The sequence below is a fragment of the Streptomyces sp. NBC_00996 genome, assembly GCF_045162675.1.
Classification (GTDB): domain Bacteria; phylum Actinomycetota; class Actinomycetes; order Streptomycetales; family Streptomycetaceae; genus Streptomyces.
In genome coordinates this window covers 5,891,335-5,913,821 of sequence record NZ_CP108723.1, presented here as the reverse complement: position 1 = coordinate 5,913,821, position 22,487 = coordinate 5,891,335, and the positions used below count along the sequence as shown (strand labels likewise).

21 protein-coding genes are annotated in these 22,487 nt (G+C 68.6%); 13 read left to right on the top strand and 8 right to left on the bottom strand.

The genetic code is table 11. The annotated features are described in order from the left end of the window. Nucleotides 1–106 precede the first annotated feature (106 nt). From acs to OG390_RS27830, 5 genes are all read left to right on the top strand, one after another. Nucleotides 107–2,107 (top strand): acetate--CoA ligase, encoded by a 2,001-nt coding sequence (gene acs, locus OG390_RS27850; protein ID WP_406172048.1) that lies wholly within the window; start codon nt 107–109, stop codon nt 2,105–2,107. A gap of 557 nt (nt 2,108–2,664) precedes the next feature. Next, the gene (nhaA, locus tag OG390_RS27845; protein WP_406172046.1) at nt 2,665–4,062 is read left to right on the top strand and encodes a Na+/H+ antiporter NhaA; all 1,398 of its coding nucleotides are present in this window, start codon (nt 2,665–2,667) and stop codon (nt 4,060–4,062) included. Between the two features lie 169 nt (nt 4,063–4,231). Further along, on the top strand, nt 4,232–4,708 hold the full coding sequence (locus OG390_RS27840; protein WP_406172044.1) for a phage holin family protein: 477 nt from the start codon (nt 4,232–4,234) through the stop codon (nt 4,706–4,708). Beyond that, nucleotides 4,705–5,643, top strand: a complete 939-nt coding sequence (locus OG390_RS27835; protein WP_406172042.1) for an alpha/beta fold hydrolase — start codon at nt 4,705–4,707, stop codon at nt 5,641–5,643. Before OG390_RS27840 ends, OG390_RS27835 begins: the two co-directional genes overlap by 4 nt. A 309-nt stretch (nt 5,644–5,952) precedes the next feature. Next, nucleotides 5,953–6,132, top strand: a complete 180-nt coding sequence (locus tag OG390_RS27830; protein ID WP_399075430.1) for a hypothetical protein — start codon at nt 5,953–5,955, stop codon at nt 6,130–6,132. A 30-nt stretch (nt 6,133–6,162) separates the two neighbouring features. Here OG390_RS27830 and OG390_RS27825 read toward each other — a convergent pair whose 3' ends face one another. The 3 genes from OG390_RS27825 to nth form a co-directional block, all read right to left on the bottom strand. Further along, a complete protein-coding gene (locus tag OG390_RS27825; RefSeq protein ID WP_406172040.1) occupies nt 6,163–7,362 on the bottom strand; it encodes a MarP family serine protease in 1,200 nt (399 codons plus the stop codon). Nucleotides 7,363–7,458: 96 nt separating this feature from the next. Further along, nucleotides 7,459–8,154, bottom strand: a complete 696-nt coding sequence (locus OG390_RS27820; protein ID WP_406172038.1) for an NUDIX hydrolase — start codon at nt 8,152–8,154, stop codon at nt 7,459–7,461. Between the two features lie 52 nt (nt 8,155–8,206). Continuing rightward, nucleotides 8,207–9,316, bottom strand: coding sequence for an endonuclease III (gene nth / locus OG390_RS27815; RefSeq protein ID WP_406172036.1), 1,110 nt, complete (start codon nt 9,314–9,316; stop codon nt 8,207–8,209). A gap of 276 nt (nt 9,317–9,592) precedes the next feature. Here nth and OG390_RS27810 point away from each other — a divergent pair, with 276 nt between their 5' ends. Together OG390_RS27810 and OG390_RS27805 are read left to right on the top strand one after the other, a co-directional pair. Further along, nucleotides 9,593–10,267, top strand: a complete 675-nt coding sequence (locus tag OG390_RS27810; protein ID WP_006382668.1) for a Crp/Fnr family transcriptional regulator — start codon at nt 9,593–9,595, stop codon at nt 10,265–10,267. 240 nt (nt 10,268–10,507) lie between these two features. Beyond that, on the top strand, nt 10,508–11,326 hold the full coding sequence (locus OG390_RS27805; RefSeq protein ID WP_406172034.1) for a nucleotidyltransferase domain-containing protein: 819 nt from the start codon (nt 10,508–10,510) through the stop codon (nt 11,324–11,326). A gap of 79 nt (nt 11,327–11,405) precedes the next feature. On the opposite strand, the gene OG390_RS27800 is transcribed toward OG390_RS27805, so the two are convergent. From OG390_RS27800 to OG390_RS27785, 4 genes are all read right to left on the bottom strand, one after another. Beyond that, the gene (locus OG390_RS27800) at nt 11,406–12,236 is read right to left on the bottom strand and encodes an MBL fold metallo-hydrolase (protein WP_406172032.1); all 831 of its coding nucleotides are present in this window, start codon (nt 12,234–12,236) and stop codon (nt 11,406–11,408) included. Then, complete coding sequence (locus OG390_RS27795; RefSeq protein ID WP_406172030.1) at nt 12,233–13,102, bottom strand: NUDIX hydrolase; 870 nt, start codon at nt 13,100–13,102, stop codon at nt 12,233–12,235. The genes OG390_RS27800 and OG390_RS27795 overlap by 4 nt, the downstream gene beginning before the upstream one ends. A 220-nt stretch (nt 13,103–13,322) precedes the next feature. After that, nucleotides 13,323–13,793 carry a RidA family protein gene (locus tag OG390_RS27790; RefSeq protein ID WP_399075446.1) on the bottom strand — a complete coding sequence of 157 codons (471 nt, stop codon included), beginning with the start codon at nt 13,791–13,793 and terminating at the stop codon, nt 13,323–13,325. Further along, the gene (locus OG390_RS27785) at nt 13,790–13,966 is read right to left on the bottom strand and encodes a DUF4177 domain-containing protein (RefSeq protein ID WP_382283885.1); all 177 of its coding nucleotides are present in this window, start codon (nt 13,964–13,966) and stop codon (nt 13,790–13,792) included. Before OG390_RS27785 ends, OG390_RS27790 begins: the two co-directional genes overlap by 4 nt. A gap of 25 nt (nt 13,967–13,991) precedes the next feature. Between OG390_RS27785 and OG390_RS27780 the strand changes: the two genes are divergently transcribed. From OG390_RS27780 to OG390_RS27765, 4 genes are all read left to right on the top strand, one after another. Further along, nucleotides 13,992–15,650 carry a recombinase family protein gene (locus tag OG390_RS27780; protein WP_406172027.1) on the top strand — a complete coding sequence of 553 codons (1,659 nt, stop codon included), beginning with the start codon at nt 13,992–13,994 and terminating at the stop codon, nt 15,648–15,650. A 263-nt stretch (nt 15,651–15,913) separates the two neighbouring features. After that, nucleotides 15,914–16,192: a winged helix-turn-helix domain-containing protein gene (locus OG390_RS27775; protein WP_406172025.1), complete on the top strand. Its 279-nt coding sequence runs from the start codon at nt 15,914–15,916 to the stop codon at nt 16,190–16,192. Nucleotides 16,193–16,345: 153 nt separating this feature from the next. Beyond that, entirely contained in the window at nt 16,346–17,323 is a 978-nt protein-coding gene (locus OG390_RS27770; RefSeq protein WP_406172023.1) for an ArsA family ATPase, read from the top strand. After that, the gene (locus OG390_RS27765) at nt 17,320–18,723 is read left to right on the top strand and encodes an ArsA family ATPase (RefSeq protein ID WP_406172022.1); all 1,404 of its coding nucleotides are present in this window, start codon (nt 17,320–17,322) and stop codon (nt 18,721–18,723) included. Before OG390_RS27770 ends, OG390_RS27765 begins: the two co-directional genes overlap by 4 nt. A gap of 11 nt (nt 18,724–18,734) precedes the next feature. On the opposite strand, the gene wblA is transcribed toward OG390_RS27765, so the two are convergent. After that, nucleotides 18,735–19,073, bottom strand: coding sequence for a transcriptional regulator WblA (wblA, locus tag OG390_RS27760; protein ID WP_028799159.1), 339 nt, complete (start codon nt 19,071–19,073; stop codon nt 18,735–18,737). Nucleotides 19,074–19,491: 418 nt separating this feature from the next. Here wblA and OG390_RS27755 point away from each other — a divergent pair, with 418 nt between their 5' ends. Both OG390_RS27755 and OG390_RS27750 read left to right on the top strand, forming a co-directional pair. Then, complete coding sequence (locus OG390_RS27755) at nt 19,492–21,768, top strand: transglycosylase domain-containing protein (RefSeq protein WP_406172020.1); 2,277 nt, start codon at nt 19,492–19,494, stop codon at nt 21,766–21,768. A gap of 128 nt (nt 21,769–21,896) precedes the next feature. Beyond that, the gene (locus tag OG390_RS27750; protein WP_406172018.1) at nt 21,897–22,397 is read left to right on the top strand and encodes a hypothetical protein; all 501 of its coding nucleotides are present in this window, start codon (nt 21,897–21,899) and stop codon (nt 22,395–22,397) included. Nucleotides 22,398–22,487 lie beyond the last annotated feature (90 nt).

The window sequence follows — 22,487 nt, the reverse complement described above, 5'->3', positions numbered from 1 at the left end:
CCGACGGCCGGCCGGTACGTGCCCCTGAGGGGTGCCACTACACATCAATAGGTCTAAACCAATTTTGGGTCGGCCCTTGTCACCGGGCCCCCCGGTCTGATGAGCTGTGGCCTGGGACACAACGGACACCCTGGGAAAGGGAGATGTCGTGAGCAACGAAAGCCTGGCCAACCTGCTGAAGGAAGAGCGCAGGTTCGCGCCGCCCGCCGACCTGGCCGCGAACGCCAACGTCACCGCGGAGGCGTATGAGCAGGCCAAGGCTGACAGGCTCGGCTTCTGGGCCGAGCAGGCCCGCCGGCTGACCTGGGCCACCGAGCCGACCGAGACGCTGGACTGGTCGAACCCGCCGTTCGCGAAGTGGTTCGCCGACGGGAAGCTGAACGTCGCGTACAACTGCGTGGACCGCCACGTCGAGGCCGGGAACGGCGACCGGGTCGCCATCCACTTCGAGGGCGAGCCGGGCGACGGCCGGGCCATCACCTATGCCGAGCTCAAGGACGAGGTGTCGAAAGCCGCCAACGCCCTGATCGAGCTGGGGGTTGGGAAGGGCGACCGGGTCGCGGTCTATCTGCCGATGATTCCCGAGGCCGTCGTCGCGATGCTGGCCTGTGCCCGTATCGGCGCCGCGCATTCGGTCGTCTTCGGCGGATTCTCCGCGGACGCGATCGCCACACGCATCCAGGACGCCGACGCCAAGCTGGTCATCACCTCCGACGGCGGTTACCGGCGCGGCAAGCCGTCCGCGCTCAAGCCGGCCGTCGACGACGCGATCGACCGGGTGGATCAGGTCGAGCACGTCCTCGTCGTACGACGTACGGGGCAGGAGGTGGCCTGGACCGAGGGCCGCGACGTGTGGTGGCACGAGATCGTCGAGCGGCAGTCCGCCGAGCACACGCCGGAGGCGTTCGACGCCGAGCAGCCGCTGTTCATCCTCTACACGTCCGGGACGACGGGGAAGCCGAAGGGCATCCTGCACACTTCGGGCGGCTACCTCACGCAGGCGTCGTACACCCACCACGCCGTCTTCGACCTCAAGCCGGAGACCGACGTGTACTGGTGCACGGCCGACATCGGCTGGGTCACCGGGCACTCGTACATCACGTACGGACCGCTTTCGAACGGTGCGACGCAGGTGATGTACGAGGGCACGCCGGACACGCCGCACCAGGGACGGTTCTGGGAGATCGTGCAGAAGTACGGGGTGACGATCCTGTACACGGCGCCCACGGCGATCCGTACGTTCATGAAGTGGGGCGACGACATCCCCGCGAAGTTCGATCTGTCGTCGCTGCGGCTGCTCGGGTCGGTCGGTGAGCCGATCAACCCCGAGGCGTGGGTCTGGTACCGGAAGCACATCGGCGGTGACCGTACCCCGATCGTGGACACCTGGTGGCAGACCGAGACCGGAGCGATGATGATCTCGCCGCTGCCGGGAGTCACCGAGACGAAGCCGGGGTCGGCGCAGCGGCCACTGCCGGGTATCGCGGCGACGGTCGTCGACGACGAGGCTCGGGAAGTGCCGAATGGCGGTGGCGGGTATCTGGTGCTGACCGAGCCGTGGCCCTCGATGCTGCGGACCATTTGGGGGGACGACCAGCGGTTCATCGACACGTACTGGTCGCGGTTCGAGGGGAAGTACTTCGCCGGGGACGGCGCCAAGAAGGACGAGGACGGGGACATCTGGCTCCTCGGGCGCGTGGATGACGTGATGCTGGTCTCCGGGCACAACATCTCGACGACCGAGGTCGAGTCGGCGCTCGTCTCGCATCCTTCGGTCGCCGAGGCGGCGGTCGTGGGCGCGGCCGACGAAACGACCGGGCAGGCGATCGTGGCGTTCGTGATCCTGCGCGGGTCGGCTTCTGCCGAGGATGAAGGGCTGGTGGCGGCGTTGCGCAATCACGTGGGGACCACGCTCGGGCCGATCGCCAAGCCGAAGCGGGTGCTGCCGGTGGCGGAGCTGCCGAAGACGCGGTCCGGGAAGATCATGCGGCGGCTGTTGCGGGACGTCGCCGAGAACCGGGAGCTCGGTGACGTCACCACGCTGACGGACTCCACGGTGATGGATCTGATCCAGGCGAAGCTGCCGGCGGCGCCGAGCGAGGACTGAGGCTCCCGGCCCACCCGCCCCTTTCAGGTGTGGGGGCACGCAGTGCCCCCACACCCCGGCGAAGGCAGGGCTCCGCCCCTGCACCCGACGGGGGCTGCGTCCCCCTGCACGTTGTCGCGAGGCCGCGTCCCCCACCCCCCGGTCGAGCCCCCAAAGGCCCACGCCGCCCCGCGTGCCCCTCTGCCGGGCCACCCTCGCCGCGGCCCTGGCACGCTCGCCTCCAGGATCACCTTGCCCCGGGCGCCGCGCAGAAGCCGGTGATTTCGGCCCCCTGCCCCTACCCGCCCCGCACCTGGGGGCCGCGCACCCCGACCCCTGCTTCGGCCTCAAAGGCCTCGTCCTCAGACACCGGGCGTGCTGAAAGATCAAGCCCCGGCCTGCCATGGCACCGCACCGGGGCCGCCTTTTGCACCTAATGTGAAGATCGCCGTAAAAGCCCGGCCACATCTTAGGTAAGCTAAAGAACGCGTCAACAGTGTGACAAGAAGAACCAAGGTGTGCCGGGAAGTCTGGTCGGCAAGTGCTCAGTCCTGCCTACCCGACCGGAGGTCTCCCTCGTGGCCGCGCCCCGCACCACCACTCGCAAGCTGCTCGGACGGCTGTCCCTGCCCGAGCGGAACTTCGTCGCGGACGCGCTCCGTACCGAGACCGTGGGTGGCGTACTGCTGCTGGTGGCTGCGATCGCCGCGCTGATCTGGGCGAACACTCCGCTGCGGGACAGTTACGAGAGCGTCAGCCACTTCCACTTCGGGCCCGCTGCCCTCGGGCTCGATCTGTCCGTGCAGCACTGGGCGGCCGAGGGGCTGCTCGCCGTGTTCTTCTTCGTCGCCGGGGTCGAGCTCAAGCGCGAGCTGGTGGCCGGAGACCTCAAGGATCCGAAGGCCGCGCTGCTTCCCGTGGCCGCCGCGGTCTGCGGTATGGCCGTGCCGGCGCTCGTCTACACCCTCACCAACATCACCGGCGGGGGCGCGCTCGACGGGTGGGCCGTGCCCACCGCCACCGACATCGCCTTCGCGCTCGCCGTGCTGGCCGTGATCGGGACGTCGCTGCCGTCCGCCCTGCGCGCCTTCCTCCTGACCCTCGCCGTCGTCGACGATTTGTTCGCGATTCTGATCATCGCGGTGTTCTTCACCAGCACCATCGACTTCGCGGCTCTCGGTGGGGCCGTCGTCGGACTCGCCGTCTTCTGGCTGCTCCTGCGGAAGGGCGTACGCGGGTGGTACGTCTACGTCCCGCTCGCCCTCGTCATCTGGGGGCTTATGTACAACAGCGGCATCCACGCGACCATCGCCGGTGTCGCGATGGGCCTGATGCTGCGCTGCCACCGGCACGAGGGCGAGGAGCACTCCCCCGGTGAGCACATCGAGCATCTGGTGCGGCCGCTGTCCGCGGGGCTCGCCGTGCCGCTGTTCGCGCTGTTCAGCGCTGGGGTCACGGTCTCCGGTGGCGCAGTGGGGGATGTGTTCACCCGGCCCGAGACCCTCGGTGTCGTCATCGGACTCGTCGTCGGCAAGGCGGTGGGTATCTTCGGCGGGACCTGGCTGACCGCACGGTTCACGAGGGCCTCGCTCAGCGAGGATCTGGCCTGGCCGGACGTCTTCGCCGTCGCGAGCCTCTCGGGGATCGGCTTCACCGTCTCTCTGCTCATCGGCGAGCTCGCCTTCGACGACAACGCGGTACTGACCGACGAGGTCAAGGCCGCCGTCCTGATCGGCTCGCTGATCGCGGCCGTACTCGCCACGATCCTGCTGAAGGTGCGCAACGCCAAGTACCGCGCCCTCTGCGAGGCGGAGGAGCGCGACGAGGACCTCGACGGCATCCCCGACATCTACGAGCAGGACAACCCGGCGTACCACCTGCGCATGGCCGAGATCTACGAACGGAAGGCCGCCGAACACCGGAGGCTTGCCGAAGTGGCGGGCGGGGCAAGCGAGGGGGACGACGGTCCGGCATGATCTGACCAGACGGTACAAACAGAAGCAGACGCCAGACCGCGCAAACGGGAAAACTGCCGCAGATGCCGGACCGTACCGAAACAGAACAAACGGAACAAACCCAAGTGAAGCGAAAAAAGCGGACGCGGAAACCGGACCGCACCCACATATGCAGAAGAGGGAGATCGCGATGAGCGCACCCGACGGCAGCCCGGTCGGCGCCGAACGCAGCATCGGCCAGCTGTTCGCCTCGGCGACGACCGAGATGTCCGCGCTGGTGCACGACGAGATCGCGCTGGCGAAGGCGCAGCTCAAGCAGGACGTCAAGCGCGGTGCGGTCGGCGGCGGAGCGTTCACGGCGGCCGGCGCGGTGCTGCTCTTCTCCCTGCCGATGCTGAACTTCGCCCTGGCGTACGGCATCCGGACCTGGAGCCACTGGAACCTCGCGATCTGCTTCGTGCTCTCGTTCGCGGCGAATGTGCTGGTCGCCGGCATCCTCGCGCTGATCGGCGTGGTCTTCGCGAAGAAGGCCAAGAAGGGACAGGGCCCGCAGAAGGTCGCCGCCTCGATGAAGGAGACGGCGGGTGTTCTGCAGAACGCCAAGCCGCATCCCCGCCCGGAGCGGGTCGAGGGCACCGTCGAGGTTGTGGCACGCTCGTCCTCATGACGGACCCCGCCACACCTTCGGCGCAACCTGCCTCAGCTGTACGGCTCGACGGCCCCTGGACGCACAGGGACGTCGCCGCCAACGGCGCGCGCTTCCACATCGCCGAGATGGGCGACGGGCCGCTCGTCCTGCTGCTCCACGGCTTTCCGCAGTTCTGGTGGGCGTGGCGGCATCAGCTGGTCGCGCTCGCGGACGCGGGGTTCCGGGCCGTGGCCATGGACCTGCGCGGCGTCGGCGGCAGCGACCGCACTCCGCGCGGTTACGACCCCGCCAACCTCGCGCTCGACATCACCGGGGTCGTACGGTCCCTCGGCGAGCCCGACGCCGCGCTGGTCGGGCACGACCTGGGCGGATACCTGGCGTGGACGGCGGCAGTGATGCGGCCCAAGCTCGTACGCCGGCTCGCGGTGTCGTCCATGCCGCATCCCCGGCGCTGGCGTTCCGCCATGCTCTCCGACGTCAAACAGACCGCCGCGGGCTCCTATATCTGGGGGTTCCAGCGTCCCTGGATCCCGGAGCGTCAACTCGCCGCGGACGATGGTGCCCTGGTGGGCCGTCTGGTACGGGACTGGTCGGGGCCGCGGCTGCCGGACGACGAGGCCGTGGAGACGTACCGCCGCGCCATGTGCATCCCGTCGACGGCGCATTGCTCGATCGAGCCGTACCGGTGGATGGTGCGGTCCATCGCCCGCCCCGACGGCATCCAGTTCAACCGGCGTATGAAGCGGCCGGTTCGGGTGCCGACGCTGCATCTGCACGGATCACTCGACCCGGTGATGCGGACGCGAAGCGCGGCCGGATCCGGGGAGTACGTCGAAGCGCCGTACCGCTGGCGGCTGTTCGACGGCCTCGGGCACTTTCCGCATGAGGAGGATCCGGTGGCTTTCTCCTCCGAGCTCGTCAACTGGCTGAAGGATCCCGAACCCGACCGCTGAAGCACGCCCCCGCCGCGCCCGGCTGGGGGTCATCCCCCGGGACAGCACAGCCCGCATGAGGAGGATCCGGTGGCTTTCTCCTCCGAGCTCGTCAACTGGCTGAAGGACCCCGAACCCGACCGGTGACCGATGGTCACCTCATCGGCGTGTCATCCATGACCCGTCGGTGACCGTCCGGACGCGCCGTGTGTCCCGCCCGGCACCCGAACGAGAACGCCTGTCCTACGAACAGCCAATTGCCTGGCGCATAGGCCAATTGGGGGGCCGGGGCGCGGTTATCGACCTTGGGGCAGGGGCACACGTCGAGGTATGGGCTGGACGCACGACTACAGTGACGCAGCACGAAACCGCCGCTCGGCCACGGGCCTGAGCTCCCATCAGAGGGGCACCCCGCAGTTGGCGGGCACGGACCCCCGAGTGGGGATTCCGCACATTCTGCGCCGCCGGGCCCGCTGGGTCTCGGTACGGCTGCGCCACCCACGCGGCTGAGCCCGCGGCGACGCCTTTCACCCGCCGGAGCTACAGCGCGCAGCTGTCGCTGTCCACCTGCTGGTTGGCTGTACGCCCCTTGGTGACGTCCTCCTGGACCTCGTCCGCGGTGAGCGCGTACCCGGTGTTGGCGCTGTCGAGCGACTTCGCGAAGACCACGCCGTACACCTTGCCTTCGGGTGTGAGCAGCGGGCCGCCGGAGTTGCCCTGGCGGACGGTCGCGTAGAGCGAGTAGACATCGCGGCGCACCGTCTTGCGGTGGTAGATGTCCGGTCCGTTGGCCGTGATGCGGCCGCGCACGCGCGCGGGTTGGACGTTGTAGGACCCGTTCTGCGGGAACCCGGCGACGATCGCGCCGCTGCCGCTGGTGGCGTCCTGGGCCGAGAACTTGAGCGCGGGCGCGTTCAGGTTCGGCACGTCGAGTACCGCGATGTCGCGCTCCCAGTCGTACAGGACCACCTTGGCGTCGTACTTCCTGCCCTCGCCGCCTATCTGGACGGTGGGCTCGTCGACTCCGCCGACCACGTGCGCGTTGGTCATCACGCGGCGGTTGCCGAAGACGAAGCCGGTGCCTTCGAGGACCTTGCCGCAGCTCTGCGCAGTGCCCATGACCTTGACGATGGACTTCTGGGCGCGAGTGGCGACGGCGCTGTGGGCGAGCGCCGGGTCGGGGGGCTTGACCTCGGTGATGGGCTCGTTGGCGAACGGGCTGAAGACCTGCGGGAAGCCGTTCTGCGCGAGGACCGAGGAGAAGTCTGCGAACCAGGTGTTGGCCTGCGAGGGCAGCGCGCGGGACACGCCGAGCAGCACCTTGGAGTTGCGGACCTCCTTGCCGAGCGTCGGCAGTGTCGTACCGGCGAGGGCCGAGCCGATCAGCCAGGCGACGAGCAGCATCGCCACGACGTTGACCAGGGCGCCGCCCGTCGCGTCCAGGGCGCGGGCCGGGGACCAGGTGATGTACCGGCGCAGTTTGTTGCCGAGGTGGGTGGTGAGAGCCTGGCCCACGGAGGCGCAGACGATCACGACAACCACCGCGACGACGGCGGCGGTCGTACTCACCTTGGTGTCGTCGGTCGCCCAGCCCCAGATGACCGGGAGCAGGTACACGGCGACGAGGCCACCGCCCAGGAAGCCGATCACCGACAGGATGCCGACGACGAAGCCCTGGCGGTAGCCCACGATCGCGAACCACACGGCGGCGACCAGCAACAGGATGTCCAGCACGTTCACCGCTTCTAGCCTCGCCTCATCACTTTCCGGTCGCGATCGCCCGGCCGGGGGTCTGGGGGTTGTCCCCCAGGCAGACACAGCACGAAGGTCACCTTGTCATGCGCGCCAGTCCAGCGGGACCTGCTTGTCACGGTCCCAGGGAAGCTCCCAGCCCGCGTAGTGCAGGATCTTGTCGATCACTCCGGCCGTGAAGCCCCAGACCAGGGCCGATTCGACCAGAAATGCCGGACCTCGGTGGCCGCTGGGGTGCACGGTGGTGGCGCGGTTGGCGGGGTCCGTGAGATCCGCCACGGGGACCGTGAAGACCCGGGCCGTCTCTGCGGGATCGACGACACCGACCGGGGTCGGGCGGTGCCACCAGCCCAGGACCGGGGTGACCACGAAGCTGCTCACCGGGATGTACAGCTTGGGCAGCACGCCGAAGAGCTGGACGCCGCTCGGGTCGAGCCCGGTCTCCTCCTCGGCCTCGCGCAGCGCGGCCCGCAGCGGCCCGTCGGCCTTCGGATCGCCGTCCTCGGGGTCGAGGGCGCCGCCGGGGAACGAGGGCTGCCCGGCGTGCGACCGCAGGGAGCCGGCACGCTCCATGAGCAGCAGTTCGGGGCCGCGGTCGCCCTCGCCGAACAGGATGAGGACGGCGGACTGGCGTCCCGCGCCGTTCTCCGGGGGCAGGAAGCGGCTCAGCTGGAGCGGCTCGACCGTCTCGGCGGCGTGCACCACCGGGGCCAGCCAGTCGGGCAGGCCGTCCTTGCTGAGTGCCACCGGCCCACCCTGTGTGTTGCTCGTGTGCGTCATCGCCACCCCCGTCCTGCTGTCCCCAACGCCTGCCGGTGCCGTGTTCGTTCCGTCATCCGGCGCCCAGTGGGGGTGCGGGGATGCCGCCGGCGTCCAGGTACGCCTGTGGTGGCTTGAGGCGCTGGCCCGGGAAGCCACCCTTCTCGTACTTCAGGAGCTTCTTCGCCTTCTCGGGGTCGGTCTCGCCCTCCCCGTAGGCCGGGCAGAGCGGGGCGATGGGGCAGGCGCCGCAGGCGGGCTTGCGGGCGTGGCAGATGCGGCGGCCGTGGAAGATCACGTGGTGGGAGAGCATCGTCCACTCGCTCTTCGGGAAGAGCGCGCCGACGGCCGCCTCGATCTTGTCCGGGTCGGTCTCGTCGGTCCACTTCCAGCGGCGGACGAGCCGCTGGAAATGGGTGTCCACGGTGATTCCGGGCCGCCCGAAGGCGTTCCCGAGGACGACGAAGGCGGTCTTGCGGCCTACACCGGGGAGCTTGACGAGGTCTTCGAGGCGGCCGGGGACCTCGCCCCCGAAGTCGTCCCGCAACGCCTTGGAGAGCCCTATCACCGACTTGGTCTTGGCCCGGAAGAACCCGGTCGGGCGGAGGATCTCCTCGACCTCCTCCGGGTTGGCCTCGGCCAGGTCCTCGGGGGTCGGGTACTTGGCGAAGAGCGCCGGAGTCGTCTGGTTCACCCGCAGATCGGTGGTCTGGGCGGACAGGACCGTGGCGATGATCAGCTGGAAGGGGTTCTCGAAGTCCAGCTCCGGGTGGGCGTACGGGTACACCTCGGCGAGCTCACGGTTGATGCGGCGGGCTCGGCGGACGAGGGCGGTGTCCGGCGGGGGCGCCTTTTGCGGGGGCTTCCTGGCCGGGGGCGACTTCTTGGCCGGGGCCTTCTTGGCGGAGGACTTCTTGGCGGAGGCCTTCTTGGCGGAGGTCGGTGTCTTGTCTGCGGCGGCTTCGGCGACGGTCGTACCGGCCGCCGTGGCCTTCTTGGCAGCCGTGGCCTTCTTGACGGCTGTCGACTTCGTGGTGGCTGTCGCTTTCGTGGCCGACGTCTTCTTGGCAGCCGTCACTTTCGTCGCCGTCCCCTTTTTGGCGGCCGCCGCCTTCGTAGCCGTAGCCGTCGCCTTTGTCGCTTTTGTCGGTTTCTTGGTTCCGTCGGGCGCTTGTTCGCCCACAGCGGAATCGCGACGTACAACCACCCGCCCAGCCCCCTTGTCCTGTGCTCTCACCGGCGATTTGGACACCCGGCCAGCCTAAAGCCCGGCACCGACATCCGCCCCGGACCCAGGAGATCGGCGCCCAATTGGCCCCCTGCCGCACTGCCCGGGACGCCAGTGCGGCAGACTTGTGACTGATCACACTGTTTGGACCGTCCGGCAAGATGGGGAACACGGTCCCCTGGTACCAAGGGGGAGCAAGATCCCCTGAGCAGGTCGACAAGGAGAGAACTCGTGGACGACGTTCTGAGGCGCGCCCCGCTCTTCGCGGCGCTCGATGACGAGCAGGCCGCGGAGCTCCGCGCCTCCATGAGTGAGGTGACCCTCGCACGCGGTGACGCCCTCTTTCACGAGGGTGACCCCGGGGACCGCCTCTACGTGGTCACCGAGGGCAAGGTGAAGCTCCACCGCACCTCCCCCGACGGCCGCGAGAACATGCTCGCCGTCCTCGGCCCCGGTGAGCTGATCGGCGAGCTGTCGCTGTTCGACCCGGGCCCGCGCACGGCGACCGCCACCGCGCTGACCGAGGTCAAGCTGCTGGGCCTCGGCCACGGCGACCTCCAGCCGTGGCTGAACGCACGGCCCGAGGTGGCCGCCGCGCTGCTGCGCGCCGTCGCCCGGCGTCTGCGCAAGACGAACGACCAGATGTCCGACCTGGTGTTCTCGGACGTGCCCGGCCGCGTGGCCCGCGCGCTCCTGGACCTCTCGCGCCGCTTCGGCGTGCAGTCCGAAGAGGGCATCCACGTCGTGCACGACCTCACGCAGGAGGAGCTGGCCCAGCTGGTCGGCGCATCCCGCGAGACGGTCAACAAGGCGCTCGCGGACTTCGCGGGACGTGGCTGGCTCCGCCTGGAGGCGCGGGCCGTGATTCTGCTGGACGTGGAGCGGCTGGCCAAGCGCTCGCGCTGAGTCTCGGCTGTACGTCGACGGGGTTCCGCCTTCTTGGGAGGCGGGGCCCCGTTGTGGTTGCCGGGGATGGTTTTCGCCCCCGCCGCCCTGCCCGTCCCGCACCTGGGGGCGGCGCCCCAAACCTCCGCCTCGGCCTGAACGGCCTCGTCCTCGAACGCCGGAGGGCCAAGAAATCTCCAGCCCCGGACGCTCAGCCGAAAATGACCTGCCCCGCCAACCCCAACAGGGCACAGTGACCGCATGGCTGGATATGGGCGGCACAGAGGGCTCGACGCCCAGGGGTACATCGAGCCCGAGGGATCCCTCGGGCGGATTCCGCACGCGTTCCGGCCCGTTGTCGCCGCGGCCCGCGATCGGTTGTCGGACACCTTCGGGGCGCGGATGACGAGCGCTTACCTCTACGGGTCGATTCCGCGTGGCACGGCGCGCGAAGGGCGCAGCGACCTGGATCTGCTGCTGACGCTGCGCGAGGAGCCCACCGAGGCGGACCGCGTGGACGCGCGAGCGCTCGACGAGGCGCTCGACAAGGAGTTCTGGCAGATCGACGGTGCCGGGACGCTGCTGTTCAGCCGTGAGCGGCTGCTGAGCGACCCGGAGACGTACGACCTCGGGTGGTTCGTCGCCTGCCTCTGTACGCCTCTCCTGGGCGAGGATCTGGCCGAGTTCCTGCCGCGCTATCGCCCCGACTCCCGTCTCGCCCGGGAGACCAACGGCGACCTCGCCCTGCTCCTGCCCCGGTGGCGGGAGCGGATCGCCGATGCCGCCGACACGGACGAGGCCAGGCGCCCACTGGTCCGCTTCATGTCACGCCATCTCGTCCGTACCGGCTTCACACTCGTCATGCCGCGCTGGAACGGCTGGACCAGCGACCTGAAGGAGATGGCCGAGGCGTTCGGCGCGTACTACCCGGAGCGGGCCGCGCGGCTGCGCGAGGCGGCCGTCCTCGGATACGAGCCGACGGGGGACCTCGCCCTCCTGCGCTCGTACGTCGCCGACCTCGGGCCGTGGCTGGCCGGGGAGTACGCGCGCGTGCACGGCATCAAAGCCCCGCGCCCCTGAGTGCCTCCCCAGGGGCCTCAAAAACGCCTGGAGGCCCCCGTTGTCCAAGTGCTTTAGACCCGTACTTCGCAGTACGGGTCTAGATGAGGCCGTGCTCGCGCAGGTAGTCCATCTGGGCTCGCACGGACAACTTCGCCGCGGGCCACAGCGAACGGTCCACGTCCGCGTACACATGCGCGACGACCTCTTCCGGCGACCGGTAGCCGTTCTCGACCGCCGTCTCGACCTGGGCGAGGCGGTGGGCGCGATGGGCGAGGTAGAACTCGACGGCGCCCCGGGCGTCCTCGAGGACGGGCCCGTGGCCGGGCAGGACGGTGTGGACGCCGTCGTCGACCGTCAGCGAGCGGAGCCGGCGCAGAGAGTCGAGATAGTCGCCCAGGCGGCCGTCCGGATGGGCCACCACGGTCGTGCCGCGGCCCAGGATGGTGTCACCGGTCAGGACGGCCCGGTCGGCCGGGAGATGGAAGCACAGCGAGTCGGCGGTGTGCCCGGGCGTCGGCACGACGCGCAGCTCGAGCCCGCCGACGGCGACCACGTCCCCCGCGGCCAGCCCCTCGTCCCCGAGCCGCAGCGCCGGGTCCAGGGCCCGCACCTTCGTGCCCGTCAGCTCGGCGAACCGAGCCGCCCCCTCGGCGTGATCGGGGTGCCCGTGCGTGAGCAGCGTCAGGGCGACCCGCTTCCCCGCCTTCTCCGCCGTATCCACGACATTGCGCAGATGTACGTCGTCCAGGGGCCCTGGGTCGATCACCAGGGCGAGCGCGGAGTCCGGCTCGGAGACGATCCAGGTGTTGGTGCCGTCCAGGGTCATCGCGGACGCGTTGGGGGCGAGCACGTTGACCGTGCGCGAAGTGGCGGGGCCGGAGAGAACTCCACCGCGTGGCTGGCCCGGGAGGGCGGTGGCATCGGTCATGCGGGGGCTCCACCGGTCGGGATGTGCTTGGTGAACTCGTCGTGGCCGGGCCAGGCGAGGATCACTTCGCCGTTCTCAAGGCGGGCCCTGGCCAGGACCGGGGTCAGGTCGCGGGCGGGCGCGGCGGCGAGGACGGCGGCGGCGCTGTCGAAGGGGACGAGCTGGCGCAGGGTGGCGATGGTGGGCGGCATCATCAGGAGCTCGCCCTTGTCGTATCCGTCGGCCGCGTCCACGGGGCGGATCCACACGGTGCGGTCGGCCTCCGTGGAGGCGTTGCGGGTGCGCTGGCCCTCCGGGAGGGCGGCCACGAAGAACCAGGTGTCGTAGCGGCGGGTTTCGAACTCCGGGGTGATCCACCGTGTCCAGACGCCCAGGAGGTCGGACCTGAGCACGAGTCCTCTGCGGTCGAGGAACTCGGCGAAGGAGAGATCGCGGGCGACCAGGGCCGCACGGTCCGTCTCCCACTCCTCGCCCCTGGTGTCTCCGACCACGGTGTCCGGGGTGGGCCCGGCGAGCAGGACGCCCGCCTCCTCGTACGTCTCGCGAACCGCCGCGCAGACGATGGCCTGGGCGGAGGTCTCGTCCACGCCGAGTCTGTTCGCCCACCACGCGCGCGTGGGGCCCGCCCAGCGGATCTGGTGCTCGTCGTCGCGGGGGTCCACGCCGCCGCCCGGATACGCGTACGCGCCTCCGGCGAAGGCCATGGAGGCGCGTCTGCGCAGCATGTGCACCACGGGGGTGGCGTCGGTGTCCTTGAGCAGCATGACGGTGGCCGCCCGCTTGGGGACCACAGGTGTCAGGGTGCCCTCCGCGAGCGCGCGGATCCTCTCGGGCCACTCCGGTGGGTACCACTGCCCATTCGCCATGGGCGGAGGCTATCCCGTACCGGGCGGATGTTCGAGAGGCGATCGACGATCACGGCGTCCGGTGCCGGGGTGCCGGTGGGGGCGACTTTCGCCCCCACCGGCCCTACCCGTCCCGTACCTGGGGGCTGCGCCCGCAGACCGCGACAAAGGACTGCGCAGTTCCCCGCGCCGCGTAAAAGGGGCGTCGGGAACTGCACGACCCCTTCCCGCCGCCCGCGTCCTACGCCTCCGTCAGCTCCACCTGGACCTCGATCTCCACGGGGGCGTCCAGCGGGAGGACCGCCACGCCGACCGCGCTGCGGGCGTGGACGCCCTTGTCACCGAGGACCGCGCCCAGGAGCTCGCTCGCGCCGTTCAGGACGCCGGGCTGACCCGTGAAGTCCGAGGCGGAAGCGACGAAGCCGACGACCTTCACGACACGCGCGATGCGATCGAGGTCGCCCGCGACGGACTTGACCGCGGCGAGGGCGTTCAGCGCGCAGGTGCGGGCCAGCTCCTTGGCCTCCTCGGCGGTGACCTCGGCGCCCACCTTGCCGGTGACCGGAAGCTTGCCATCCACCATCGGCAGCTGGCCGGCGGTGTAGACGTACACACCGGACTGCACGGCGGGCTGGTACGCGGCCAGCGGCGGCACGACGTCCGGCAGGCTCAGCCCGAGTTCCGCCAGCTTCGACTCGACGGCGCCGCTCATGCCGACTTCTCCCTCTTCAGGTAGGCCACCAACTGCTCGGGGTTGTTCGGCCCGGGTACGACCTGGACGAGCTCCCAGCCGTCCTCGCCCCAGGTGTCCAGAATCTGCTTCGTGGCATGGACGAGCAGCGGCACGGTTGCGTATTCCCACGAACGACGGCTACCTTCAGCCATGACAACACCCCAGGTGGTAAGCGGTATGAACTTGCACGTAGCAGGCTACACACGGCAGTCGTACGGCAGGGTCAACGGCAGTGAGGCCGGCCCGGCAAGCCAACGGGACGCCAACCGGGCACGCTTCGAGTCGTTCGCCGCTGAGGCCGCCAGGCAGGGGCGCGAGGCTTCGTGGCACGGTCACTATGAGGACGTCGGCACATCCGCCTACAGCGGGACCGAGCGGCCCGACTTTGAGCGCTTGTTGCGTGACTGCCGCATGGGGCGGGTCAACGTCGTCATCGTCTACAACATTGCGAGGCTTTCCCGCCTGGAGCCGCGCGACGCCATCCCGATCGTCAACGAATTGCTTTCGCTGGGCGTAACCATCGTGTCGACCATGGAGGGTGTATTCCGGCCCGGCGACACCATGGACCTGATTCACCTGATTTTCCGGCTCGATGCCGCTTACCAGGAGTCCAAGAACAAGTCGACGGCCGTCCGTGACGCTGCTGCGCTGGCCCGTTCGCTGGGCGGTTATGTCGGGGGTAAGGCGCCCTACGGTCGCCGACTCAAGCAGGAGAACCGAACTGCCCCTGGCGGAAAGCCTGTTGCCGTACAGACCCTGGTAACTCAGCTGGATGAGGCGGAGGTTATCCGGCGCATTGCGAAGGCTCTGCTCGCTGGCACGGACTCTGTGCACTCCGTCTGCTCGACGCTGAATGCCGAAGGGGTGCCGACCCTGGGCGCCTCGCGGGGCAAGAAGACGGCGGGTAGTGCCTGGCACCCCAAGACGCTTATTCGGATGCTCCGGCACCCGCACCTCGCCGGGTTCGACGCTGAGGCCATCTACGGCACCAATGGGCGGGTTACCGGCCACCGTGTCCGCCGTGACGCTGAGGGCAAGCCTGCGCGCGTTTGGGAGCCCATTCTCAGCGAGGCTGATTGGTTCGCCATTCAGGACTGGCTCGACGCTCGGCCAGTCCGCATGAATGAGCACCGGACCACGGCGCTACTGTCGTCCATGGGCGTCATGAAATGCGCCTGCGGGTGCAGCATGAGCGCGAACAACTCGGCCCGCCCTAGCTACTTCTGCAACCGGCCAGCGGGTAAGCCGCTGAGCACTGCTCCGGGCGACCATGAGGGGCGCAGCTACATCAGCCGCACGGCGCTGGACGATCACGTAGTGCGCAGCACCTTCGCCCTGATCGCTGCTGCCGAGTGGGACGAGGAATCGCGCGAGATTCTTGAGCGGGTGGCAGCGCACTACGCCGAAATCAACGAAACGTCCGAGACGGCGCAGGAGCGAAACACAGTAGTGCAGGAGCGGGCAGACGCTACGCGGGCTCTGACGCAGCTTTATGACGACCGCGAGTTGTTCGCTGGTGACCCCGTGGGCCGTGCACGCTGGCAAGAGGACATCAAGGCCCAGCAAGCGCGTCTGCGGGCCGCTGATAGCCGCCTTGAGGCTCTGGGTCAGGCTGGCTCGCTGACGCTACCCATCGGCGAATGGCTGGAGTCGGACAACGGTGACCCGCTGGGCCCGGGGTCCTGGTGGGAGTCAGCGAACCTCGCGGAACGCCGTTCGTTCGTCTCGCTGTTCGTCCGGCGGATCGAGGTACGTAAGGCGCGCAGCGACGAGAAGAGCCGGGGGAACAAGGCAAAGGCAGTGATCGAGGGCCGCGTGTCCATTGAGTGGGTGTAGGCGCCGCTGAGCGCCACGTTTAGAGGGTCCCTGGTCCAGCGGGACCGGGGTCCAGCGGGACCGGGGTCCAGCGGGACCGGGGTCCAGCGGGACCGGGGTCCTTCGTCGTGCCCGCAGGCGGCCGTGGAGCGAAGCTGAAGACTTCGCCTCCGTCTACCGGACGTTCGACTCGCTGGAGGACTTCAAGGCAGCGCGCTGACTGCATAGCGTCGGGCTGTTATCAAAACGTAATTCCCCGTGGGCGGCGTCGGTAACGGCCTGGTATGCGGCTCAAGGCCCTGGTCGCGATGATCAGGGCCGCTCGGTCCCGCCTGGAGATCGATAGGACCGAGCCGCATTGGCCGCAGGTGGCAGCAGAAATCAAGCGGCGCATTCACGCTGGCACGTACGCCCCGGGCGAGCGTCCGCCTGGCACTGTGGCACTGGCTGCTGAGTTCGACGTCTCACAGTCGACGGCATCCCGTGCGCTGGCCAGTCTCCGCCCTGAGGGTCTCATGTACGTGGTGAGCGGCCGTGGCTACTTCGTGGCCGAACGGACATAGCCGCAGGTCAGAGGCCCCCTGACTCATGCCATCGTATGTGGCGTAACCGCTTGGTCATGCGGCCGACTTCAGCCGTTGCCGTCCGGGGCCTCGCGCACACGTTGTCCACAGCCTCCTGCGTACTACGGCGGCGGACTGGTTAGGCTCGAATACGTGAGCAGGCTCCAGGTCGTCAGCGGCAAGGGCGGTACCGGCAAGACCACGGTGGCCGCGGCCCTCGCGCTCGCCCTCGCGACCGAGGGCAAGCGCACCCTCCTCGTCGAGGTCGAGGGCAGACAGGGCATCGCGCAGCTCTTCGAGACAGAAGCGCTGCCTTATGAGGAGCGGAAGATCGCCGTCGCTCCGGGGGGCGGGGAGGTGTACGCACTCGCCATCGACCCCGAACTGGCCCTTCTGGACTACCTCCAGATGTTCTACAAGCTGGGCAGCGCCGGACGTGCCCTGAAGAAGCTCGGCGCCATCGACTTCGCGACCACCGTCGCGCCAGGTCTACGAGATGTGCTCCTGACCGGCAAGGCCTGCGAGGCCGTACGCCGCAAGGACAAGAGCGGGCGGTTCGCGTACGACTACGTGGTGATGGACGCGCCGCCCACCGGGCGCATCACGCGTTTCCTGAACGTCAACGACGAGGTGGCCGGCCTCGCGAAGATCGGGCCCATACACAATCAGGCACAGGCCGTCATGCGCGTCCTGAAGTCCCCCGAGACCGCGGTGCACTTGGTGACGCTCCTCGAGGAGATGCCCGTCCAGGAGACCGCGGACGGCATCGCCGAGCTCCGGGCGGCGAAGCTGCCGGTCGGGCGGATCATCGTGAACATGGTGCGGCCCGCGCTCCTGGACGACACCGACCTGGAGCTCACGAACGCCGTTCCCCGTACGGCCATCGCCAAGTCGCTCTCCGCGGCCGGACTCGGCGGTGCCCGCCGCGGCGGGCTCGCCGAGCGGCTCGTGGACCCGCTGCTCCAGCAGGCCGAGGAGTACGCCGAGCGCCACACCCTGGAGCGCGAGCAGCGGGCGGTGCTCACCGAGCAGGACCTGCCCCTGCACGAACTCCCGCTGCTCGCCGACGGAATGGACCTGGCGGGCCTGTACGAGCTCGCCGCGGAACTGCGCACGCAAGGGATCTCATGAGTCTGAACCCGGCCCGCGTACTCGACGTCGACCCGCTGCTCGACGACCCCAAGACCCGCATCGTGGTGTGCTGCGGCTCGGGCGGCGTGGGCAAGACGACCACGGCGGCGGCCCTGGGGCTGCGCGCCGCCGAGCGCGGCCGCAAGGTGGTCGTGCTCACCATCGACCCGGCGCGCAGGCTCGCCCAGTCCATGGGCATCGACTCCCTGGACAACACGCCGAGGCGCGTGAAGGGCATCGAGGGACACGGCGAGCTGCACGCCATGATGCTCGACATGAAGCGCACCTTCGACGAGATCGTCGAGGCGCACGCGGACCCCGAGCGGGCCGCCACGATTCTCAACAACCCCTTCTACCAGTCGCTTTCGGCGGGCTTCGCAGGCACGCAGGAGTACATGGCGATGGAGAAGCTGGGGCAGCTGCGGGCGCGGGACGAATGGGATCTCATCGTCGTCGACACGCCGCCCTCGCGCTCGGCGCTGGACTTCCTGGACGCCCCGAAGCGGCTGGGCTCGTTCCTGGACGGCAGGCTGATCCGGCTGCTGACGGCGCCCGCGAAGCTGGGCGGCCGGGCGGGGATGAAGTTCCTGAACGTGGGGATGTCGATGATGACCGGCACCCTGGGCAAGCTCCTGGGGGGCCAACTTCTCAAGGACGTCCAGACATTCGTGGCCGCGATGGACACGACGTTCGGGGGATTCCGTACGCGCGCGGACGCCACGTACAAGCTGCTCCAGGCGCCCGGCACGTCGTTCCTGGTGGTGGCGGCCCCTGAGCGGGACGCGCTGCGCGAGGCCGCGTACTTCGTGGAGCGGCTGGCCGCCGAGGACATGCCGTTCGCCGGTCTGGTGCTCAACCGGGTGCACGGCAGCGGCGCCGCTCAGCTGTCCGCCGAGCGGGCACTCGCCGCCGCGGAAGATCTTGATGCCGTGGCTGCAGAAAATCTTGACGAGGCCCGCATTGTCGATCAGAGGTACGGGAAAGCTGGACTTCGTAACTCTCCCGACACGTACGACAGTTCAGAATCTCCGGCTTCCGAAGCACCAGCTCCTGACGGTTCCGACGAAGGCTCCCCCGCCACCACGGACAGGACCGCCGTCACGGACGAGCATCAGACCGCCACCACGGACGAGGACCGGGCCGCCACCACGGACTCCGACCGGACCGTTGAGCAGCTCACCGCAGACCTGCTGAGGCTGCATGCCGAGCGCATGCAGCTGCTCTCCCGCGAGCAGCGCACGCGTGACCGCTTCGCCGCGCTCCACCCCGAGGTGGCGGTGGCCGAAGTGGCCGCCCTGCCGGGCGACGTACACGATCTCGCGGGGCTGCGGGACATCGGGGACCGGCTCGCGGCCAATCGGCCGGAGCTGCCCGAGACGACCCTCGAACCGGGGGTCTGAGAGGAACGCCCTCAGCCCACCGCCGCGTAGCGCTCGTACACCTCTTCCTCGTCGAGGGGCAGCAGGCCCGCGCCGCGCTCGTACTCCGTACGCGCGGTCTCCAGCAGGCGACGCCACGAGGTGACGGTCGGCCGGCGGCGCAGCAATGCGCGGCGCTCCCGCTCCGTCATGCCACCCCACACGCCGAATTCGACGCGGTTGTCGAGCGCATCGGCGAGGCACTCCGTGCGTACCGGACATCCGGTGCACACTGCCTTCGCCCTGTTCTGCGCTGCTCCTTGAACGAACAGTTCATCCGGATCGGTAGTGCGGCAGGCCGCCTGCGCACTCCAGTCGGTTACCCAGCCCATACCGGCGCCGTCCTCTCCCGAATCGAGGCTCCCCCACGGCGGCAGCGGCATATTCACCGCCGCCAGTTGAGGACGTTACGGAAGGTGGGCACAGCGCAACACCCCCTTCGGGCCCAATCTTGAATGGCCCGAACGGACTATGCGTAAGCGGCAGATCACCCGGGGGAGTGAGCTGAGGACATGCGTGATTATCCCGGCAAACCGGGACAGTTCAGTTGAGTCACAACGGACGCCTGGTGACGCATGAGGCTGATTCGGACACGCCCTCAACGAACCCCCGACAAAAAGTTGGGGATCCTCCGGAACGATTCGGGTTCGCCGGACGTATTGATACGTGGCCGCACTGCTGTGACAGTTGAGAGCAGCTTAGGCCAAGGCATATACGCGTGTCCGGCGAATGAGAACGTAGGCTGCCCTCATGCCAAAGAAGCGCTCGGGCGGTGGCCTGTCGGCAACGCAGCAGGCCGCCAAGTTCCTCGGTGTCAGCGTGCTCGCAGGCGCCGTCATGGCCGGAATCGCGCTGCCCGCCGCGGGCGCGCTCGGCCTGGCGGCCAAGGGATCCGTTCAGGGGTTCGACGAGATTCCCGACAACCTGAAGAGTCCGTCGCTGAGTCAGCGGACCACGATCCTGGACAACCAGGGCGGTCAGATCGCGACGGTCTACTCGCGCGACCGCACGGTGGTCGACCTCAAGGACATCTCGCCGTACATGCAGAAGGCGATCGTCGCGATCGAGGACTCGCGCTTCTACCAGCACGGCGCGATCGACCTGAAGGGCGTCCTGCGCGCCGTGAACCAGAACGCGCAGAACGGCGGAGTGGCCCAGGGCGCCTCCACGCTCACCCAGCAGCTGGTGAAGAACTACTTCGTCGAGGAAGCCGGCGACGACCCGACGAAGGTCGCCGAGGCCACCCAGCAGACCCTCGGCCGCAAGATCCGCGAGCTCAAGTACGCGATCCAGCTCGAGGAGAAGCTCGGCAAGAAGAAGATCCTCGAGAACTACCTGAACATCACGTTCTTCGGCGAGCAGGCCTACGGCATCGAGGCCGCCGCCCAGCGCTACTTCTCCAAGCCCGCCAAGGACCTGAACCTCCAGGAGTCGGCGCTGCTCGCGGGCATCGTCCAGTCGCCCAGCCGGTACGACCCGGTCAACGACGAGGCGGAGGCCACCAAGCGCCGCAACACCGTGCTGCAGCGCATGGCCGAGGTGCACGACATCTCCCAGCAGGAAGCGGACGCGGCCAAGGAGAAGAAGCTCGGCCTGCACGTGAGCCGGCCCAAGAACGGCTGCATCACGGCCGTCAGGGGCGCCAGCTTCTTCTGCAAGTACGTGGAGCACGTCTTCCTGAACGACCCGGTCTTCGGCAAGACCAAGGAGGCCCGGGCGAAGGTCTGGAACCAGGGCGGCCTGACGATCCGTACGACGCTCGACCCGCAGTCCCAGGAGTCGGTGCAGAAGTCGATAAAGGAGCACGTCTACAAGTCGGACAAGGTCGCCGCGGCGGCCACCCTGGTCGAGCCCGGGACCGGCAAGATCCTCGGCATGGGCCAGTCGAAGCCCTACGGCTACGGGAAGAACGAGACCGAGTACAACTTCTCGGTCAACAACGACATGGGCGGCTCGAACTACGGCTTCCCGACCGGTTCCACCTTCAAGCCGTTCGTGGCGGCGGCCGCGCTGGAGCAGGGCGTGCCGGCGACGAAGGAGTACTCGTCGCCGAACAAGATGCCCTACCCCAGCCCCGTGCAGACGTGCGGCAGCAAGCCCTGGACCAACCAGGCCAACGAACAGGTGCCGAACGAGAGCCTGTCCGAGGTCGGTCCGTACCGGCTGAAGGAGGCGATGGAGAAGTCGGTCAACACCTACTTCGTGCAGATGATCTCGGACATCGGCCTCTGCCCGGTGATGAACCAGATCGGCAAGCTCGGTGTGGTCCAGGGCAACGGCGACAAGCTCCCCCAGGTGCCCTCCATCGCCCTCGGAGCCAAGGGCATCTCCCCGCTGACGATGGCCACCGCGTACGCCGCCTTCGCCTCCCGCGGCATGTACTGCACGCCGATCGCCATCGAGTCGATCGCGCAGAAGATCGACGGCACGCAGAAGTCCCTCGAGGTGCCGAAGTCGACGTGCTCGCGGGCGATGTCCGAGAAGACCGCGGACACCGTCAACACCCTGCTGAGCGGCGTGGTCGACTCCGGTACGGGCCAGCAGGCCGGTCTCACCGACCGCGCCAACGCCGGTAAGACCGGTACGACGGACGAGCGCAGGAACGCCTGGTTCGTCGGTTACACGCCGAACCTGTCCGGCGCTGTCTGGGTCGGCAGTGCCACCCAGAAGGTCAAGATGGTGAGGATCAACATCGGCGGCGTGTACCGCGACAAGGTCTACGGCGGTCAGGTCCCCGGGCCCATCTGGCGGGACTTGATGACCGGCGCCCTCACGGGCAAGGACTCCCCGTCCTTCAACCTGGTCGACATTCCCGACGGCGACAAGGACCGGCACGACGGGGGCGACGGCGACCACAACGGCAATGGGAACGGAAACGGGAACGGGAACGGGAACACCACCGACGGGAACACCATCGTCGGTCAGACCGACGGCGGAACGTTCCCGACGCCTTCCTTCTCCATTCCCGAGGGATGGATTCAGGGCAACACCAACAGCGGTAACGGAAACGGCGGGCAGCGCGGCTGAACCGTACGCCTTGACGTAATTACGTCAGCTCCACAGTAAGGGCACCTTCTCGGCGGAGGCCGTGACATATTCGCCTCCGGCCCCGCCTTGAGGGTGCCCTTGTCGTTGCCGTCTCACGTGGAGGGGACATGAAACTCAGATCCCGGCTCGGTGTCACATTCAGTGCGTTGCTCGGCTCCCTGACCCTGGCCGTGGCCATACCCACTTCGGCACAGGCGGCCTCCTGCGACAACTTCGGTTGCGACGGCCACGACCCGAACGTCCAGACCTGGCAGACCGGCCCTGTCAGCCCCTACGGCCCGTACGACCTCGGCGGCTCGTTCGAGTACGAGCTGCGCTGGGGCAAGACGGACGGGGACCAGTACAGCTGGGGCCGGCTGTGGTACATCAGCGGCTCGGACGAGCAGAAGTGGACGGTCTACGTCCAGCGCTGCACGAAGAGCCACTCGACCTGTTACTGGCGCCTGGGCGAGAAGAAGGGCGGGGCCTCGGGCTGGACCTCGAAGATACCCGGGGGAACGAACTACTACTTCACACGCACCCCGATGTACTACAACCCGTCGGGTTACGAAATGCGGGCCTGCGTGGAGGACCCCTCGGGCGACGAGTCGTGCACCCCTTGGTACTGAGTCCTATCGGCCACCGCACCACCTATGGCCGGAAAACGAGCGGGGATGGCGTAATTGCGTCACCCCGCTCGCCCCGTTAACCGTCTTTGG

What these genes read in the sequence shown, in the direction of transcription:
- OG390_RS27800 (WP_406172032.1), bottom strand. Translation starts at nt 12,236, where the DNA reads ATGACCGATGCCACCGCCCTCCCGGGCCAGCCACGCGGTGGAGTTCTC.
- OG390_RS27765 (WP_406172022.1), top strand. Translation starts at nt 17,320, where the DNA reads ATGAGTCTGAACCCGGCCCGCGTACTCGACGTCGACCCGCTGCTCGAC.
- OG390_RS27755 (WP_406172020.1), top strand. Translation starts at nt 19,492, where the DNA reads ATGCCAAAGAAGCGCTCGGGCGGTGGCCTGTCGGCAACGCAGCAGGCC.
- OG390_RS27785 (WP_382283885.1), bottom strand. Translation starts at nt 13,966, where the DNA reads ATGGCTGAAGGTAGCCGTCGTTCGTGGGAATACGCAACCGTGCCGCTG.
- OG390_RS27840 (WP_406172044.1), top strand. Translation starts at nt 4,232, where the DNA reads ATGAGCGCACCCGACGGCAGCCCGGTCGGCGCCGAACGCAGCATCGGC.
- OG390_RS27790 (WP_399075446.1), bottom strand. Translation starts at nt 13,793, where the DNA reads ATGAGCGGCGCCGTCGAGTCGAAGCTGGCGGAACTCGGGCTGAGCCTG.
- OG390_RS27780 (WP_406172027.1), top strand. Translation starts at nt 13,992, where the DNA reads ATGAACTTGCACGTAGCAGGCTACACACGGCAGTCGTACGGCAGGGTC.
- OG390_RS27835 (WP_406172042.1), top strand. Translation starts at nt 4,705, where the DNA reads ATGACGGACCCCGCCACACCTTCGGCGCAACCTGCCTCAGCTGTACGG.
- OG390_RS27750 (WP_406172018.1), top strand. Translation starts at nt 21,897, where the DNA reads ATGAAACTCAGATCCCGGCTCGGTGTCACATTCAGTGCGTTGCTCGGC.
- OG390_RS27805 (WP_406172034.1), top strand. Translation starts at nt 10,508, where the DNA reads ATGGCTGGATATGGGCGGCACAGAGGGCTCGACGCCCAGGGGTACATC.
- wblA (WP_028799159.1), bottom strand. Translation starts at nt 19,073, where the DNA reads ATGGGCTGGGTAACCGACTGGAGTGCGCAGGCGGCCTGCCGCACTACC.
- OG390_RS27775 (WP_406172025.1), top strand. Translation starts at nt 15,914, where the DNA reads ATGCGGCTCAAGGCCCTGGTCGCGATGATCAGGGCCGCTCGGTCCCGC.
- OG390_RS27820 (WP_406172038.1), bottom strand. Translation starts at nt 8,154, where the DNA reads ATGACGCACACGAGCAACACACAGGGTGGGCCGGTGGCACTCAGCAAG.
- OG390_RS27795 (WP_406172030.1), bottom strand. Translation starts at nt 13,102, where the DNA reads ATGGCGAATGGGCAGTGGTACCCACCGGAGTGGCCCGAGAGGATCCGC.
- OG390_RS27830 (WP_399075430.1), top strand. Translation starts at nt 5,953, where the DNA reads ATGGGCTGGACGCACGACTACAGTGACGCAGCACGAAACCGCCGCTCG.